Annotated in this window: 18 protein-coding genes; 2 read left to right on the top strand and 16 right to left on the bottom strand. The window is 64.1% G+C overall.

Annotation, left to right across the window (positions count from 1 at the left end; translation table 11 throughout):
* On the bottom strand, positions 1-1,044 hold the full coding sequence (locus CSQ93_RS09410; RefSeq protein WP_099377824.1) for an MBL fold metallo-hydrolase: 1,044 nt from the start codon (positions 1,042-1,044) through the stop codon (positions 1-3).
* Positions 1,045-1,213: 169 nt separating this feature from the next.
* Between CSQ93_RS09410 and CSQ93_RS09405 the strand changes: the two genes are divergently transcribed.
* Complete coding sequence (locus CSQ93_RS09405; RefSeq protein WP_099377823.1) at positions 1,214-1,837, top strand: TetR/AcrR family transcriptional regulator; 624 nt, start codon at positions 1,214-1,216, stop codon at positions 1,835-1,837.
* Here CSQ93_RS09405 and CSQ93_RS09400 read toward each other — a convergent pair.
* Together CSQ93_RS09400 and CSQ93_RS09395 are read right to left on the bottom strand one after the other, a co-directional pair.
* Positions 1,810-2,916, bottom strand: a complete 1,107-nt coding sequence (locus tag CSQ93_RS09400; protein WP_099377822.1) for a WD40/YVTN/BNR-like repeat-containing protein — start codon at positions 2,914-2,916, stop codon at positions 1,810-1,812. The genes CSQ93_RS09405 and CSQ93_RS09400 overlap by 28 nt on opposite strands.
* A 4-nt stretch (positions 2,917-2,920) precedes the next feature.
* A complete protein-coding gene (locus CSQ93_RS09395; protein ID WP_099377821.1) occupies positions 2,921-3,190 on the bottom strand; it encodes a MoaD/ThiS family protein in 270 nt (89 codons plus the stop codon).
* A gap of 92 nt (positions 3,191-3,282) precedes the next feature.
* Here CSQ93_RS09395 and CSQ93_RS09390 point away from each other — a divergent pair, with 92 nt between their 5' ends.
* Entirely contained in the window at positions 3,283-3,594 is a 312-nt protein-coding gene (locus CSQ93_RS09390) for a hypothetical protein (protein WP_071325785.1), read from the top strand.
* A 1-nt stretch (position 3,595) separates the two neighbouring features.
* Here the strand turns inward: CSQ93_RS09390 and CSQ93_RS09385 are convergent, their stop codons facing one another.
* The 13 genes from CSQ93_RS09385 to CSQ93_RS09325 form a co-directional block, all read right to left on the bottom strand.
* Positions 3,596-3,886 (bottom strand): 2Fe-2S iron-sulfur cluster-binding protein, encoded by a 291-nt coding sequence (locus CSQ93_RS09385; RefSeq protein WP_099377820.1) that lies wholly within the window; start codon positions 3,884-3,886, stop codon positions 3,596-3,598.
* A 16-nt stretch (positions 3,887-3,902) separates the two neighbouring features.
* A complete protein-coding gene (locus tag CSQ93_RS09380) occupies positions 3,903-5,051 on the bottom strand; it encodes a Gfo/Idh/MocA family protein (RefSeq protein WP_233516122.1) in 1,149 nt (382 codons plus the stop codon).
* A gap of 9 nt (positions 5,052-5,060) precedes the next feature.
* Positions 5,061-6,113 (bottom strand): sugar phosphate isomerase/epimerase family protein, encoded by a 1,053-nt coding sequence (locus CSQ93_RS09375; RefSeq protein ID WP_099377818.1) that lies wholly within the window; start codon positions 6,111-6,113, stop codon positions 5,061-5,063.
* 46 nt (positions 6,114-6,159) lie between these two features.
* Positions 6,160-7,095 carry a substrate-binding domain-containing protein gene (locus CSQ93_RS09370; protein ID WP_225243231.1) on the bottom strand — a complete coding sequence of 312 codons (936 nt, stop codon included), beginning with the start codon at positions 7,093-7,095 and terminating at the stop codon, positions 6,160-6,162.
* Between the two features lie 88 nt (positions 7,096-7,183).
* The gene (locus tag CSQ93_RS09365; protein WP_099377816.1) at positions 7,184-8,191 is read right to left on the bottom strand and encodes an ABC transporter permease; all 1,008 of its coding nucleotides are present in this window, start codon (positions 8,189-8,191) and stop codon (positions 7,184-7,186) included.
* Entirely contained in the window at positions 8,172-9,659 is a 1,488-nt protein-coding gene (locus CSQ93_RS09360) for a sugar ABC transporter ATP-binding protein (protein ID WP_099377815.1), read from the bottom strand. The genes CSQ93_RS09365 and CSQ93_RS09360 overlap by 20 nt, the downstream gene beginning before the upstream one ends.
* A complete protein-coding gene (locus tag CSQ93_RS09355; RefSeq protein WP_233516121.1) occupies positions 9,659-10,684 on the bottom strand; it encodes a LacI family DNA-binding transcriptional regulator in 1,026 nt (341 codons plus the stop codon). Before CSQ93_RS09355 ends, CSQ93_RS09360 begins: the two co-directional genes overlap by 1 nt.
* A 126-nt stretch (positions 10,685-10,810) precedes the next feature.
* Entirely contained in the window at positions 10,811-11,398 is a 588-nt protein-coding gene (locus CSQ93_RS09350) for a hypothetical protein (protein ID WP_099377813.1), read from the bottom strand.
* Between the two features lie 24 nt (positions 11,399-11,422).
* The gene (locus tag CSQ93_RS09345) at positions 11,423-12,334 is read right to left on the bottom strand and encodes a glycerophosphodiester phosphodiesterase (RefSeq protein ID WP_099377812.1); all 912 of its coding nucleotides are present in this window, start codon (positions 12,332-12,334) and stop codon (positions 11,423-11,425) included.
* On the bottom strand, positions 12,309-13,913 hold the full coding sequence (locus CSQ93_RS09340) for a hypothetical protein (RefSeq protein WP_233516120.1): 1,605 nt from the start codon (positions 13,911-13,913) through the stop codon (positions 12,309-12,311). The genes CSQ93_RS09345 and CSQ93_RS09340 overlap by 26 nt, the downstream gene beginning before the upstream one ends.
* 1 nt (position 13,914) lies before the next feature.
* Entirely contained in the window at positions 13,915-14,790 is an 876-nt protein-coding gene (locus tag CSQ93_RS09335) for a hypothetical protein (RefSeq protein ID WP_099377811.1), read from the bottom strand.
* A 27-nt stretch (positions 14,791-14,817) separates the two neighbouring features.
* The gene (locus tag CSQ93_RS09330) at positions 14,818-15,846 is read right to left on the bottom strand and encodes a hypothetical protein (RefSeq protein ID WP_099377810.1); all 1,029 of its coding nucleotides are present in this window, start codon (positions 15,844-15,846) and stop codon (positions 14,818-14,820) included.
* Complete coding sequence (locus CSQ93_RS09325) at positions 15,843-16,607, bottom strand: hypothetical protein (RefSeq protein ID WP_158301184.1); 765 nt, start codon at positions 16,605-16,607, stop codon at positions 15,843-15,845. The genes CSQ93_RS09330 and CSQ93_RS09325 overlap by 4 nt, the downstream gene beginning before the upstream one ends.
* Positions 16,608-16,775: the final 168 nt, after the last annotated feature.

The following is a 16,775-nucleotide window of genomic DNA, read 5'->3' as shown; positions in this document are numbered from 1 at the left end:
TTACCGCACCATCTCTTCTTCCAGCATCGCCAGCCACCATTTTTCACCTTTTTTCGGCTGCGCCAGGTCGACCGCCTCGCCCATCTGCGGCGTAGCCAGGTTCACGCCCTGCTTGGCCGCCAGCCCCGTGATGCGGTCGAACGGTTCATGCCAGGCGTGCAGCCCCAGGTCAAAGGTGCCGTTGTGCACGGGCATGAGCCACTTGCCACGCAAGTCCAGGTGGGCTTGCAAGGTCTGTTCCGGCTGCATGTGCACGTCCGGCCACAGCTTGTCGTAGGCACCCGTCTCGATCATGGTCACGTCGAACGGGCCGTACTTGTCGCCGATCTGCTTGAAGCCATCGAAATAGCCGGAGTCGCCGCTGAAAAACACGCGTACCTCGGGCGCGTCGATCACCCACGACGCCCACAGGGTTTGATTGCTGTCAAACAAGCCGCGTCCCGAGAAATGCTGCGATGGGGTGGCGACGAGTTTCACGCCAGCAATCGTCGTGCCTTGCCACCAGTCGAATTGCTGCACCTTGTCCTTCGGCACGCCCCATTCGACCAGGGTATCGCCCACGCCCAGCGGCGCAACAAAATGTTCCGTCTTGGCGGCCAGCTGCAGCACGGCAGCATAGTCGAGGTGGTCGTAATGGTTATGCGACAGGATCACGGCCTTGATCGGCGGCAAGTCGGCGATGCTGATGGGCGGCTGGTGGAAACGCTTCGGTCCTGCCCACTGCACCGGCGAGGCCCGCTCGGAAAACACGGGGTCGGTGAGGAAAAACTCGTTGTTGAGTTTCAGCAGCAAGGTCGAATGGCCAAGGCGAAACAGGCTGTTATCGGGCGCGGCCAGCAGTTGCGCCCGGGTCAAGACTTGCACGGGCACGGCAGCAGCCGGCACTGTGCTATCCGGTTTATCAAAGACAAATGTCCACAGCAACTTGAGCGTCGCTGTCGTGCCCAGCTTGTACATTTCCACGGGGTTGCGGAATTTGCCTTCGTGGCGTTGTGGTGATTCAGCGGGCGCGGCAGGCGCGGCGCGCAGGGTGCAAGAACTCATGATGATCAGGACTCCCAGAAAGAAGAGACGACGTGCGGCTCGGTGCAAGTGCATATGTGGTCCGGCAAGGAATGTACAAGGGTTAAATTACACTACACAGTGTAGTTCCTATTTCTGGCAAAGTAAACCAAGAGGTGTAAAATATTGTTTTCAAAGGAGATTTTCAGCCATGGCAGCACCGCAACGCCTCACCGACCGCAAGCGCGTCGCCATCGTCGATGCCGCCATCGCCGAGTTCCGCGACCACGGTTTTGATGCGACCAGCATGGACAGGATCGCTGCCACGGCCGCCGTTTCCAAGCGCACCGTGTACAACCACTTCCCCAGCAAGGACGAGTTGTTCGCGGAAATCCTGCAACGCATGTGGGAAAGCAGCGTGGCCCAGCCCGCCGTGCCCTATGTTGCCGACCAGCCGCTGCGCCCGCAAGTGCTGGCCCTGGTCGAGCAGAAAATGGTGTTGTTATGCGACGCGGCCTTCATCGACCTGGCGCGCGTGATCTTTGGCGAAACCATCCACTCGCCCGAGCGGGCGCAAGCCATGGTGGCGCGCCTGAATGAAAAGGAAACGGGCCTGAATATCTGGATTCGGGCGGCGCAGCAAGACGGGCGCATCAAGGCAGGCGAGACGCTGGAAGTGGCGCACCTGCTGATGTCGCCGTTAAAAACCTTTGCCTTCTGGCCGCAGATCACCATGGGTGAGCCTCTGCTGGGCCCGGCACGCCGGCGCGAAGTGACGGAACTGGCCGTCGATATCTTCCTGTGCTACTACGGCGTGGCAAAACAGACGGCATAAACGGGCGGCAAGTGGGCAGAGATGGTCTGCCAGTGTTCGCCCTCGTCGCCCGAATACCAGGCGCCGCCCGTCGTCGACGCCATCAATAAACTGCGCCCATCATCGGCCAGCGCCAGCCCGTGGCGGTAGATGAGGTCGTAGCAATGCTGCTGCGGCAAGCCCGCGCGCAACACTTCAAACGTTTTTCCACCATCGCGCGTGCGCGTGACGGCCAGCGCGCCATCGATGGGAATGCGCAGCACGTCCGCCTGCGCCGGCACGAACCAGGCCGTGTCGCCATCGCGCGGATGCACGGCCACGGCAAAGCCGAAATGCGACACCGGCACCGTGGTGACTTCCTGCCACTGCCAGCCGGCATCGTCCGAGCGCCAGATGCCGTTATGGTGCTGGCACCACAGCGCGTCCGGCGTGCCGGCGCTGCGCACGATGCGGTGCGGATCTTGCACGGCTTCGTTTTCATCGAGCTCGGGCGGCATGTAGTCGGCGCGCATGCCCGTCGCGCTCAGGGCCCAGCTGGCGCCGCCATCGAGCGTTTGCCACACGCCGCCGCAGGACACGCCGACCAGCACTTTATGACTGTCGCGCGGGTCGACGCAGATGCTGTGGATACCGGGCACGTCGTAGCCGCCGCCAAACCACTGCGCCCGCTGCGGCACGTTCCACAAGGATTCCACCAGCTGCCAGCTGTCGCCGCGGTCGCTGGAACGGAACAGGCCGCCAGGTAAAGTCCCTGCCCACAGCACGCCAGGCTGGTCCGCGCCGCCCGCCGCCAGCGACCAGATCTGCCGCACGGTCCAGTCCACGCTATCGGTGCTGCCCTCGGGCTTGGCGGGATAGGCGGGCACGGCGACTTCGCGCCATTCTCCGCTGTCCGCATCGCGCCGGTGCAGCTTGGCGCCGAAGTGGCCCAGGTTCAGGGCCGTGTACAGGGTACCGTCGCGGCCATCGTGCAGCAGCATGGAAACGGGATCGCCGGCAAACTGCACCAGCGCCAGCTGCCAGGCGCCGGCCGCATCGACATCGAACTGGAACAAGCCCTTGCGGGTGCCGAGATACGCGCGCTGCGGGACTGCTGTCATGGCATCAACCTCCTGAAAGGGCCTGCAAGATATACACCTGGCTGTCGGGCCGCAAGGCATCGTCGAGCACGCGCCGCTCACGGCAGCGGGCACCGTCGATGAAGATCACCACATTGGGACGCAAGGCCCCCTGCTCGTCGAGCACATAACCGCGCAGGCGCGGCTGCTGCGCAAACGCGCTATCCAAGGCGGCGCGCAGGCGTGGCGCGACCACCTCGAGCGTGGGGACGTCCAGGAAGCGTGCCAGTTGTTGCGTAAAATGCAGATGCGCCATGCTGCCCTTCGACGTCGTCGGCCTCGACTCATTCTAGTCCGCTTTGCGGCCAATACAATTAAAATAGAGGCAAGCACACAAGGAGGCCAGGCATGACGATTACCCCGGAAGAACTAGCGGTGCTGATGCAGGAAGTGGAAGTGGCCGATCCCATCGATTTTGCCGACTTGCCCTTCGATGAGCAGGAATTGCGCGGGCTGATCGCCAACCACCTGTGCGAGATGGCCGACGCGATGGAAAGTTTCAGCCCGGAAGACCGCAACCTGGCCCTGCTGGCCGTGGCGGCCAAGCTGGTGCTGGAAAACCTCGTGCTGCACGTGCAGTTGCTGCGCCGCCACGGCTTGCCCGTCAGCGACAGCGTGGAAGCGCTGCTGCAGCGCCTCAAGGGCGGCAAGCCGTCCTGAATTAATTGCCCGTGCGCACGGCGCGCGCCTGAATGGTGAGATCGCTTTCCGCCACGGCCACGCAGGGCAGGATGTAGCCGTCGAAGCGTTCATCGGGGCTAATGCCGGGCCAGTCCACCGTATAGCGCACCTTTCCCTCGGGCATGTGACAGAGGCAGGTGCGGCAAGTGCCGTTGCGGCAGGAACTGAGCAGGCGGATGCCGGCCAGCTCGGCGGCGGCCAGCAGAGTCGTTCCCGCGTCGGCCGGGAATTGCCAGCCTTGCGGAAGGATGGTGATGGTAAAGGAGCGCATGGCTCCAGTGTAACAGTCAGCTTGCCAGGGTCGTCCAGCTCGCGCCATTGGCATGGCTGCGCAGCACGGCTTCCGCAAAGGCCAGGCCGGCCACGCCATCGGTGACGGTGGGCAGCCAGCTGGCTTCCTTGGGCACGGGCAAGCCCGATTGCAACGCACGTATGCGCAAAGCCGCATCCAGGTACAGCTGGGCGAACGCTTCCAGGTACCCTTCCGGATGGCCGGCCGGCACGCGCGTGGCGTGGCGCGCGGCGGCGCTGTCGACCCGGCCAGGACGCAGCAGTTGCCGGTTGCCGCCCTGCGGCGTACACCACAGTGCATTCGGTTGTTCCTGGTCAAAGTCCAGTTGCGCCTTGCTGCCGAACAGGCGCAGGCGCACCGTGTTTTCGCAACCGGTCGCCACCTGGCTGGCCCACAGGGTGCCTTTCGCTCCGTTGGCGTAGCGCAGCATCACCTGCACGTGGTCGTCCAAGGTGCGATTCGGTACAAAAGTCGACAATTCCGCCAGCACGGACTGCGGCGTCAAGCCGCTGACAAACTGCGCCAGGTGATACGCGTGCAAGCCCACGTCGAGCAGGGTGCCGCCTGGGCCAGCTTTCAGCGGGTCGTTATGCCAGTTGCCTTCGTTCATGCCGCCCGCCGCGATGGCATCGGCCAGCCAATCCTGCGAATATTCCACTTGTACGAGGCGCAGCTCGCCGATCTCGCCCGCCTCGACCATGGCTTTCGCGTGGCGCAGCAGCGGGTAGCCGCTGTAGGTATGCGTGAGCGCAAACAGCAGATTTTTCCGCTCGGCCAGCGCCGCCAGCTTTTGCCCTTCCGCCAGCGAGATGCCCAGCGGCTTGTCGCAGATCACATGGATACCCGCTTCCAGGAACGCCGTGGCGACGGGCGCGTGCAAGTGATTCGGCGTGACGATGGCCACGGCTTCGATGCCGTCCGCACGCGCGGCCTCCGCCTGCGCCATGGCGCGGTAATCGCTATAGCAGCGCTCGGGCGCCAGGTGCAGCGCCGCGCCGCTGTCACGCGCGCGGTCCGGGTCCGACGACAGGGCGCCCGCCACCAGTTCATATTGGTCGTCGATGCGCGCCGCGATGCGGTGCACGGCGCCGATGAATGCGCCCTGCCCGCCCCCTACCATGCCCAGCCGTAAGCGTCGCTGCATGTCGTTTCCTTATTTCAAGCCAAGCAAGTGATGGATTTGATCCTGGTCAACCGCACTGCCCGCGAAATCGTCAAATGCGTGTTCGGCCACGTGGATGATGTGATCGCGGATGAAACGTGCGCCCTCTGCAGCGCCATCTTCCGGGTGTTTCAAACAGCATTCCCATTCCAGCACGGCCCAGCCGGGGAAATCGTACTGCGCCATCTTGGAAAAGATGGCCTTGAAATCGATCTGCCCGTCGCCCAGCGAGCGGAAGCGCCCGGCCCGGTCTTGCCAGTCGCCATAACCGCCATACACGCCCTGGCGCCCGTTCGGCCGGAATTCCGCATCTTTCACATGAAAGGCCTTGATGCGCGCATGATAAATGTCGATGAAGGCCAGGTAGTCGAGCTGCTGCAGCACGAAGTGGCTGGGGTCGTACAAGATCGACGCGCGCGGGTGGTCGTTGACGGCGGCCAGGAAGCGCTCGAAGGTCACGCCGTCATGCAAGTCCTCGCCCGGATGCAATTCATAGCAGACGTCCACGCCGGCCGCGTCAAACGCATCGAGGATGGGCAGCCAGCGTTTGGCCAGCTCGGCAAATGCCGTTTCCACCAGGCCAGCCGGGCGCTGCGGCCATGGATACAGATACGGCCAGGCCAGCGCGCCGGAAAACGTCACGTGCGCAGTCAAACCCAGGCGCTGCGAGGCGGTGGCCGCCCACAGCAGTTGCTGCGTGGCCCAGGCCGTGCGCGCGGCGGGATCGCCGCGTACGTGCTCGGGCGCAAAGCCGTCGAACAGGGCGTCGTAGGCGGGATGCACGGCGATCAGCTGACCCTGCAAGTGCGTCGACAGTTCCGTCACCTGCAAGCCATGGCGCGCCAGCAGGGCTTTCACGTCGTCGCAATACTGCTGGCTATTGGCCGCTTGTTCCAGATCAAACAATCGCGGCGCCGTCGGCAGCTGCAAGCCCTTGTAGCCCAGGCCGGCCGCCCATTGCGCCAGGTGCTCGAGCGAGTCGAACGGCGGTTCATCGCCGAGAAACTGGGCCAGGAAAATGGCCGGGCCCTGGATGGTTTTCATGGGTATCCTTTAGCCCCCAGGAATCTGGCCCTGGGGGAGGTTCAATTTAAAAAGGCGAGTTCGGAAAGTAAAACTGCTTGGCGTTCTCGCGCGTGATCAGCACCGAAGGGATGATCGTGTTGGCCGGCAATTTATCACCTTTCAGGCGCGCTTCCGTCGTCAGCTTGATGGCGTCGTACATGAACTTTGGCGAGTAGGACACGTCGGCCACGATCAGCGGGTCGGAACCGTCCATGATCTTTTTCACGGCGCCCTTGGCGCCCGCGCCGCCGAACACTTGCTTGATGTCCGTGCGCTTGGCTTGCGCGATGGCCTTTTGCACGCCGATGGCCATGTCGTCATCGGCGGCCCAGACGGCGTCGATGTGCTTGAAGCGGGTCAGGTAATCCTGCATGACCTTGAAGGCATCGTCGCGGTTCCAATTGCCATACTTGGCGTCGAGCACCTTGATCTCGGGATGGCCCTTCATCACGGCACTGAATGCATCGTAGCGTTCGTTGTCGAGGGTGGTCGGCATGCCGCGCAGCACGACGATATTGCCCTTGCCATTCAGGCTTTTCGCCAGGTATTCGGCCGGCAGCTTGCCGAAGGCCGTGTTGTCGCCCGCGATGTACGCATCCTGCGATTGCGTGTTCGTCAAGCCACGGTCGACCACGGTCACGTAGACACCCTTGTTTTTCACTTGCGCGACGGGCTGCGTCAGCGAGGCCGATTCGATGGGGAAGATCACCAGGGTGTTGATCTTGTTCACCGTCAACATGTCCTGCAACTGATTGGCCTGCTCGGGCGCCGTGGCGGCCGTCTTGACGATGATTTTCAGGCCAGGATGGGCTTTTTCCAGTTCCGCCTTGGCCTGGTTCGCCCACCAGACGATGCCGGAAGTAAAACTGTGCGTGGCCGTGGGTATGGCCACGCCCACCACCAGCTTTTCTGCGGCTTGCGCACTAGGCAGCGCCCACGCCTGCATCACCAGCACTGCCATCCCTGCTACCCGTATAAAGCTCTTCATGCTGCTCTCCTCCAAGGTTGTGGGCGCCCGTTGGCTGCCCTTTCAGAACGCCGCTGTGTTTTTATTTGCGGCCTCGCTGCAGGAAGGCGACGGCAATGATCACCACGCCTTGCACTGCGGCATTCAGGTAGACACTGATGATGCTGGTCAAATTCAGGATATTGCTGATCACGGACAAGAGGATGGCGCCGATCACGGTGCCGACGATGCGCCCCTCTCCGCCCTTCAGGGCCGTGCCGCCGACGACGACGGCGGCGATGGCTTCGAGTTCCCATAGCAAACCCGTCGTCGGCGTGGCCGAGCCCAGGCGCGGCACGTACAGCACCGTGGCGATGCCCACGCAGACGCCCAGCAGCATATAGGTGGCAATTTTCACCTTGTCGACATTGATGGCCGCATAGCGCGCCACTTGCTCGTTGGAACCAATCGCCTGCACGTGGCGGCCAAAGGTCGTGCGGTTCAAAATGATGGCGCCGGCCGCGGCGACAAACAGGAAAATCCAGATGGGTATCGGCGCGCCCAGCACGCTCGTGTAGTACACGGGGCTGTACAGCTCGGACAGGGTGGCGTCCAGCGTCAGGGCACCGCCGTCGGCCAGGTAGGTCAAGACGGCGCGGAAGATGCCCAAGGTGCCCAGGGTAACAATGAACGGCTCGATATTGCCCTTGCTGATCAACAAGCCATGCATCAGGCCAAAGCCGGCACCCAATACCAGCGCCATGGCGATGCCCAGCACCAGCATGGTGATCGGCGCCAGGTTGCCGCCCGCGCCTTGCGCCAGCGCATTCATGAAATAAATCATGCAGCCGGCGATCAGGGCCGCCATCGAGCCGACCGATAAATCGATGCCGCCAGAAATAATGACGAAGGTCATGCCGACGGCGATGATGCCGATAAACGCCGTGCGCGTGAGCACGTTCATCAGGTTGTCGAGGGTGGCGAAGTCGCCGTTGAGCAAGGTGCCCGCGATGCACAGAGATAACAGTCCCAGCACGGGGCCAAAGCCCTTGATGCGCGCGCCGAATCGAGCAATAGGGGATACGGTGGTGTCAGTGCGTGCCGGTTGCATGGGCAATCAACTCCTCTTCAGTCAGGTGGTCAGCAGACAGGGTGGCTTGCAAGGTGCCGGCGCGCATCACGGCCACGCGGTGGCACAGGCCTATCAATTCGATCAGTTCGGATGAAATCACGATCACGGCGCGCCCTTCGGCGGCCAGGCGGTGGATCAGGAAATAAATGTCGCGCTTGGCGCCCACGTCCACGCCACGGCTCGGTTCATCAAGCACGACGACACGCGGGTCCGAATGCAGGTATTTCGCCAGCGCCAGCTTTTGCTGGTTGCCGCCAGACAGCATGCGCGCGCGGCTGTCCAGGTCGCCCGTGCGGATATTGAAATCCTCGACGGCCTTGGCCAGCGCCCCCTTTTCCGCTTTCAAGTCCAGCCACGGCCGCGCATAGCGCTCCATCGTCATCATGGTGAGGTTTTCCCGTAAACCCAGGTTCACGTGCAAGCCCTTGCCCTTGCGGTCTTCGCTCAGATAGGTCATGCCGTGCTGCATGGCTTCACGCGGCGTGCGGATGTCCACGGGCTGGCCATTGATCTCGATCACACCCGCGCTGCGCGGACGCAAGCCCAGCAAGGCCTCGAACGATTCCGTGCGCCCCGCGCCCACCAGGCCCGCAAAGCCCAGCACTTCGCCGGCACGCACCTCGAAGGACAGATCCTTGGCCCAGCCGGGCACAGACAAACCCTCCACTTTCAGCAACACAGGAGCGTCTTTCGCCAGCGGCACTTTGGCCGGGAACATGTCCGACAATTCGCGCCCCACCATCAGGTTCGCCATCTGCTGGCGCGTCAAGCTGGCCGTCGGCTCGCGCGTGACGAAACGCCCATCGCGCATGACGATGACCTCGTCCGTGTTGCGCTCGACCTCGTCGAGCTTGTGCGAGATATATAAAATCGTCACGCCATCCGCTTTCAGCTGCGCCATGACGGCAAACAATCGCTGGGTTTCCGACGACGTCAGGGTGGCCGTCGGCTCGTCCATGATCAGGAAGCGGGCGCGGCGCGACAAGGCCTTGGCGATTTCCACAAGCTGCTTTTCAGCAACTATGAGGTCGCGGATGGTCGTGTCGGGCGACACGTCCAGGCCCACCTGTTTCAGGTAACGCGACGCTTCTTCCTTCATGGCGCTCTCGTCGAGCAGCCAGCCGCGCGTTTTCTCGTGGCCAAGGAACATGTTTTGCGCCACCGTCAGGTGCTCGGCCAGGTTGAATTCCTGGTGGATCAGCACGATACCGGCCGACTCCGCCGCGCGCGAACTGGCAAAGCGCCGGGGTTGGCCATCGACCAGCAACTGCCCTTCGCTCACAGCCTCGTAGCCGGCAAGGATTTTCATCAGGGTCGACTTGCCGGCGCCATTTTCACCCAGCAAGCCATACACGCGCCCCGGCGACAAGGTAAAACTGACGCCATGCAAGACGCGCACGGGGCCGAAATCCTTGCAGACCCCCTCGAAACCGACGGCAACGCTCACTATGCACTCCCTCGCAAAATTAATTGGTGTTGCAACAACACGCCCGGCACTTGCGCCGCCGGGTCCGCCAAACGCTGCAGCAACAAGCGGGCCGCCGTCTCGCCCAGTTCACGCATCGGCTGCGCAATCGTGGTGAGACCGGGGTCGATCTGCGCGGCGATGGCGATATCGTCGAAGCCGATGACGGCCACGTCCTCGGGCACGCGTTTTTTCAGCTGGCGCAGCGCGCTCAAGACGCCAATGGCCAGGGTGTCGGAGACGGCAAAGATGGCCGTTGGGGCATCCGCTTCCGCCATCATCCGCAAGGTGGCGGCCGTGCCCGCTTCGTAATCGAGGCTTTGCACCGTGTGCACCCACTGCGGCTGCACGGGCAGGCCGGCGGCAGCCAGGGTGTCCAGGTAGCCTTGCTGGCGTTGCCGTGCGTACAGATAGCGTTCATCGGAGTTGATCAGGCCGATGCGCGTATGGCCACGCGCCAGCAGATGCGCGACGGCGTCGGAGGCAGCCCGGTGATTGTCGATGCCGACATACGGCACGGCGACGGCAGGGTCGAATTCGCAGCAGGCCACCCACGGCAGGCTGACGGATTCATGTGACAGGGCGTGCTGCACCGTGTCCGGGTCGAGGCAGATGGCGCCGTCGGCGCGGTGCATGCGCAGCAAGTCGAAGTACGAGCGCTCGCGGCCCGCGTCGGCGCCCGTATCGCACAGCAGCACGAAATAGCCATGTTCGCGCGCCACCGTATCGATGCCGCGCACGATTTGCGCATAGAAGGGGTTGCCCACGTCGGGCACCATGGTCAGCAGCATGCGGCTCTCGGCCGTGCGCAGGCTGCGCGCCAGGTGGTTCATGCGGTAGCCGAGCGCGGCCACGGAAGCGAGCACCTTGTCGCGCGTGGGCGCCCGCACTCCCGCCTGCTCGTTCATCACGCGCGAGACGGTGGCCACCGACACGCCCGCATGCGCGGCAACGGCGCTGATGGAGACGGTTTCTGTCGGCAAAGGGGATGGGACGGCTGCTGGCATGGTGCTTTTCATATAAATGTAATCGATTACATTTATATGCCAGTCGCGCGCGCGATGCAAACATTATCGATGCTGCGATGCGCAAAAACTGTGCAAAAAGCGGCCCTGCGCAGGCCTTCGGAAAAGCTATTTCTGGGGCTGCAAGGCGCTCTGCTGCACGGCAAAACCGGCGCGCACGGCGGACAGGGCCGCCACCCACAGGATCAGGCCGGCACCGAGGCAGCCGATGGGATGGATGGGGCCGTGGCGCACGGTGAGCGGATAGCCGATGGCCCATACGCACAGGGCCATGCCGATGGCCAGGTGGCGGCGCGCCTTGAACAGCCAGGCCAGTGGAAAGAAATGCAAGCCCACGATCAAGATGACGGCAGGAATGAACCACGCCTGCAGTCCCATGTTTTTCAGAACGTTACCGACGATGAAGATGGCGATCCATTGCCCCGCATTCACGATATTGAACAGCCTGCCCACGCGCCTGGCCTGCGGCGATTGTTCCGCCGCCGCATGCGCGGCGCGGTGGCGGCGAAACTGGCGCCACGCCAGCATGAACAGCAAGACGGTGATGCCGGCAATCGGCAGCAGCGCCGCGGATTGCGCGCCATACGTCTGCACGCACCAGGCGGCCACCCACAGGCCGCCAAACACGGAAAAGAACATGGCGCCAATGGCGCTACGGGCAAGCGCGGCGGCGGGGTCGGTGTTTGGCATGGTCATGGCGTGGTCTCGCAGTGAAAGTGCTTACTTCATCATCGCACAAAACGTCTCGGGATTGCCATCAAGAATGACGCCGCTGGGCCAGCGGTGGCTGCGCTGCTGCGCGCGCAGCAAGGACGCGGCCAGGGCCGAGTCGCCATCGACGGCGTACACGAAGACGGGCATGTTCAGGCTGGCCGCATCGGCCAGCAAATTCGGATTGGCGTCCAGGCTGCGCGCATCCACGTGCACGCCCGTGGGCATGCCGATCTGTTGCTGCACGCGCTGCAGCCACGGCTTGTCCAGCTTGGGCGGACGGGCATTTTTCGCGATGTAGCGGCTGACCCGGTTGGCGCCGGCCGCCTGCGCATTGCGCGCGTCAAACACGAGCAGGCCCAGGTAACCCTGCGGGTCGGCGCGGCGCGCGCACGCCAGGTTGTTCGGCACGCCTGACGTCAAGAACCAGTTGCCGTGCTTGATATTCGCGCGCAACTGCCCCACCAGGGTGTTGATCGGCGCGCACGACGCCACGACGTCCTTGATTTCCGCATTCAGGGTTTTCGCCGGGAACGCCGTCGCCAGGTCGGCAACATCGCTGACGAACGGCGGCGTTTCCGGCGTGGCCACGCCACGGTTCTTCATGCTGGCGGCGCGCCAGTCGTCGGCCGTCAACTGTTTCACGGTGCGGGGCGAGCCCGTGTCGACGACTCTGCCAGTCAACAGATCGTGGTGCACCACCCAGCTGCCGTCGCCGAGCAGCTGCAAGTCCGTCTCGACGCCGTCCCAGGTGCCGAAATACGTGTTGCGCAGCGCGCTCAGCGAGTTTTCCGGCGCATTGCCGGCGCCACGGTGGGCGTGCACCTTCATGCCCAGGCAGTCGGCCTGTACAAACGTGCTGAACATGGAAAGCAGCAAGGCCAGCGTGGCCGCCTTATTTTTGTTGCGCGTGATAGCCATAGTGAATTCCCTGCAAAACGTGGATGCGGATCGCTTCGTTGACGGGGTAGCTGTAGCCCTGCCCCACCGCCACGACGTGCGTGATATTGGCCAGGATGGCCTTGCCGGCGAGATTCCAGCGCGTGCTGTCGGGCTCACCCTGGCGCGTCCAGTCCAGCATTTGCCGGAACAGCTCGCTACGCGTGACGTTGTTGTCGAGGATGGACAGCATGCCCCAGGTGCCTGCAAAGGCCGTCGCCAGCACGCCCGTGGCGATCCAGGCGGAACGCCGGCTCAGCTGCCCATCGGCACCCGCCTGCTCGCCACGGCGCATGGCCAGTAGCAATAATACGACGGTAGCGATCAGGTACAGCAATTTGGAAAAGTGGCCGATGGCGCCCAGCAGCGAGAAGAACAGGGCCACGGGCGGTACGATGGCGGCGCGCGCCGCTTCCTTGCCCTCGTGGAAGAACCTGCCACCCGCTTCAAAATCCGTGCGGCTGGCGCGGTATTCCACCAGTTTTTCCGCCGTCTGGCGATCGAGGAACTGCTCGAACAGGCGCCCGAACTCGGCCGGACTCGCATACGCGGCCTGCACCGTGGCGCTGGCCGGCAACTTCAACGCTTCGCGCAATTCCGCCTGCACGCCGGGGCGCGCGACAAAGGCGGCAAACGGCAAGCCCGGCGGGATGCGCTCGCCGCGCACGGAGACGCCCTTGCTGGCCGCCTCGGCCGTGTAACGGCGCTTGACGGCGGCGCGGAAGCCCTGCTCGTCGTCGGTACGCCAGTTGGCGGGCACGGGCACTTTCTTACGCACATTATTGACGACCGCCGCCTGGCGCCGCATCGGCACCGAATGCGGCTGCCAGCCGCGCCGCGACAGGCTGCTCACGTATTCCTGCCACGAGGATTGTTGCTTGGCGCGCAAGCCGGCATCGCTATCGGGGATGATGCCCGCATACAATTCCCACTTGCCGGCCAGCTCGCGCATGGCCTCTTGATATTTGTCATAGTAGCCGGACGGGCCGCCTGCCACCTGGCGCACGTTGGCCCGCACCAGCTGCTCCTTGGCCGGTCCCATGCGCTCGTCAAGATGGCCGACCGAGACGGCCAGGAAGGGGAACAGGGCCAGGAAGGACTTGCCTTCCGGCTTGGCGAACAGGGTGGGATCGTCGACCAGGCCCTGCAGCTGCAAGCTGCCGCCTACCAGCGAACGCTGCAGCAAGGTGGTGTTGAAGGCCATGCGGCGAAATTCCGCGTCGCGCGTATTGACCAGCACATTCACCGTGGTTTTCAGCACGCCGAAGACAACGCCGGCCGTCACCACGCAGCAAACGATGATCTTTGTCCAGCCCGGGCCGCTGCCATTGTTCTTCAGGCGGCGGCGCCACATCAGTTGCAGCACCACCAGCGCGGCGGCGATGCCCGACAGGCTGCGGCCGTAGAATTCCACCCCTTCCACGTCTTCCGGCTTGACGTTGCCACCCACCACGTCGAGCAGGCGGGCATTGAAGCCCAGCTCGAAGCACAGGTAGATAATCGTCAGGACGATCAGGATCAAGGTCTGCCGGATTTGCAGACTGCGCAAACTCGCGGCCATCTTATTTCCTCAAGTCAATGACGACGGGCTTGATTTCTTCCGTCTGGAAACTCATGGCGGCCGGCACGCGCGAGGCGCTGTCGGCGGCACGTGCGGCCGGAGCCGCTGTTGCCGGGGCGCCTGGCACGGTGCGGGCTGGCGCCGGCGCTTCCTGCGCCACCTGGCGGCGGTTCCGGCTGGTCGCGCGGGTGGCCGGTTTCGCGGCCGGTGCCGGTGCGGCGGCCGGAGCGGCGGGAATCACGCGTCCGCTGTCACTGCCGGGCATGTTGGCGATGACGGGGCCGGTTGCGCGCAAGGCGTCGTCGGCAAACGGCTGCGCGCGCGTATCGACGCCGGGCGGCACGGGCACGCTGGCGTTGAGCAAACGGCTGTCCGTGTAGATCATGCGCGCCAGGCGGTTGTAGTTGGGGAAGTCGATATTCAGCGATTTTGCATCCGCCGCCAGTTCCACGCGGGGGCGGTCCTTGCAATTGCCGACCGTCCACTGCAGCACGTCCGTGCCCTGGAAAGCCAGCACTTCATAGCGGTAGGCGCAGCCGCGCTCCTGGGTTTCGACGATCACCACGGTGCGCTCGCCCACGTTTTCCACGCGCGCCACGCGGGCCGTGACGGCCTTGTCCAGCGGCACGACGCGAAACGCCTGCGACAGCTTGATCGAATACTTGCCCTTCGGATCCTTGCGCAAGGTGCCTTCCGTGCCATCGCGTAGGCGGAAGGTGGAAATCGGCGTGCCGAACAACTCGGCCGTATCGAGGCCCATCAACACGCCGCCACGGCCGTTCGGCGTCATGGCGCAGCCCGTCAACAGGACGCCGGCGGCCAGGCCCATGGCCAGCTTGCGCCAGTGCGCGGATGCAAAATTCTTATACGTTGTCATGCTGGATAACTTTCTCTTATTTCAGGGTCAAGGATTGATCACGGCCAGCGGATTGCCCGGGCCTGGCGGCGGCAAGACTTTCTGGCGGTTGCGTGACAGCACGGTGAAAGCGCCCAAGGTGTCCGGTCCGGCAACGATTTCCAGCTGCTCGCGCTGCAGCCAGGTGCGGATTTCCGCCTCCGTTGCCTCTGCACGGAACAGCACGCGCGTGCGCACGCCCGTCTCGACGCCGCTGCCGCCGTTGCGGAACTCCGCGTTGCCAACAACGGCGCCCTCTTTCGGCAGGAACAGCCACGCCGATTGCACCACCATCACGCTGGCGGCCACGGCCGTGACGATTTTCAGCCAGCGGTTCGCATTGGCTGCCTGCACAGGCTTCGATATCGGCGCCACTGCATCGGCCGGGGCGATCTGCAATTGCTGCAAGCCCTGGCGCAGCAATTGCCGGTAGGCCACGCGGCCATCCTTGCCCAGCTCGCTCGACAGCGGTGTGCCCGTCAAGGCGTAATCGTCGCCGGGCATGGCCACGCGGGCGATCACGCCCGGCTCCGCGGCTACCCCCGCTCCGTTCGCGCGGCCATGCGTTTCCAGCCAGCGCGCCGCCTGCAGGCGCTCCTGGCTGAACACGCCCAGGCAGGCGCCCAGGTCCGTCACGGCCAGGGTCACGGGCATGTCGCACAGCACCAGGCCCGCGCGCGGATCGGCGGGCGCGTCGCGCTGCTCGACCACCAGGCCGCAGGCGTCCGCATACGCTGTATCCGGCGTGACGAGCCAGCCGCGCCAGCGCTGCCGCGTGCTGTCCCAGGCGTCGAGCAGCACGGCGCCAAAGCCGGGGCAGCGTGCCAGCAGGTGAATCTGTCCGCCTGCGATGGGCCGCCCGGCCAGCGGCGCGGCGTCGCTGCGGCGCGCAAAACGTTCCATCAGGTGTTCCGGCACGGCAATGCCACGCCAGTCGGGGGTAGCGCCCGCCACATCCTCATCCAGCATGTCGATGGCAGACGGGGGCGACGGCAGGCGCGCGGCAACGATGGCCAGTGTGGGCGTCAATGCAGTCATGCCGGTGGCCTTTCATCAGTGTTCGGGTGGGTGGACACGGGGTCCATGTGCAGGGATAACGCGGCCACACATAAAATATCCAAAACTATTTGCGCCGCCTGCAGGTCGCGCGCGGCCAGGGTGTCGCCCACGCGCAGCTTGAGCAGGGTCAAGACCCAGCTGCCCAGCAAGGTGGCGCGGTGGGCCGGCTCGACGATCTGCCGGCCCGCGCTGGCAGGATCGCCCTTCTGCCTGTGCACGAGGCCCAGCTTGCCGCCGTGGTAATGCGCGGACGCAATCTGCTCGGCCAGTTCCTTGACGGGCATGCCGCCGCAGCCGCAATGGCGCAGCAGCAAGATCAAGTCACGGGGCAAGGTGGTGATGAAAACGTCGGCCGCTTCGCGCACCTGCTGCGGCGTGAGCTGATAGTCGCGCAGCGGTTCCGCATAAGCGTCGGGCGCGCGCAGTGCGCAGCCTTCTTGCGCATCGGCATCCTCGTCATCGCGCTGCTTGCGCAACTGGTCGATGATGAAACGCTTGAAGTACAAAAACAGGGCGCCCACGTGATGGGGTGCCGCGTCGCTATCGCCGTGCAAGACTTTTTCGATGAAGAACTGGTGGCGCAAGTCGGCCAAGGAATCGCCCAGCGACGCCGCCTCGCGCGGGCGGCACGGCGTCAGCGCGGCGATGACGCGCTGGTAAAACTCGCCCAGTTCGCCTTGTGTCAGTTGTTGGCGGCGGGTCCAGAAAGCATGAATCCGTTCAAATTGTTCCGATTGCACAGCCGGTCCGATCGTGTGTTGGGCGGCACGCGCCACTGGCCAGCGGCGACGCACACCGTGCGCTGGCCAGACAAGAGAAACTTGTCAGTAAGGTAAAATGCATTTAGGCAATTTTCTCATATCAGAGTGAAAATCGCTAACTTTTGTTACTTTCACGACAATTCCACC

Source organism: Janthinobacterium sp. BJB426 (assembly GCF_002735705.1).
Classification (GTDB): domain Bacteria; phylum Pseudomonadota; class Gammaproteobacteria; order Burkholderiales; family Burkholderiaceae_D; genus Janthinobacterium.
The sequence above is the reverse complement of the archived record's forward strand: the minus strand, read 5'-3'. Positions and strand labels throughout refer to the sequence as shown.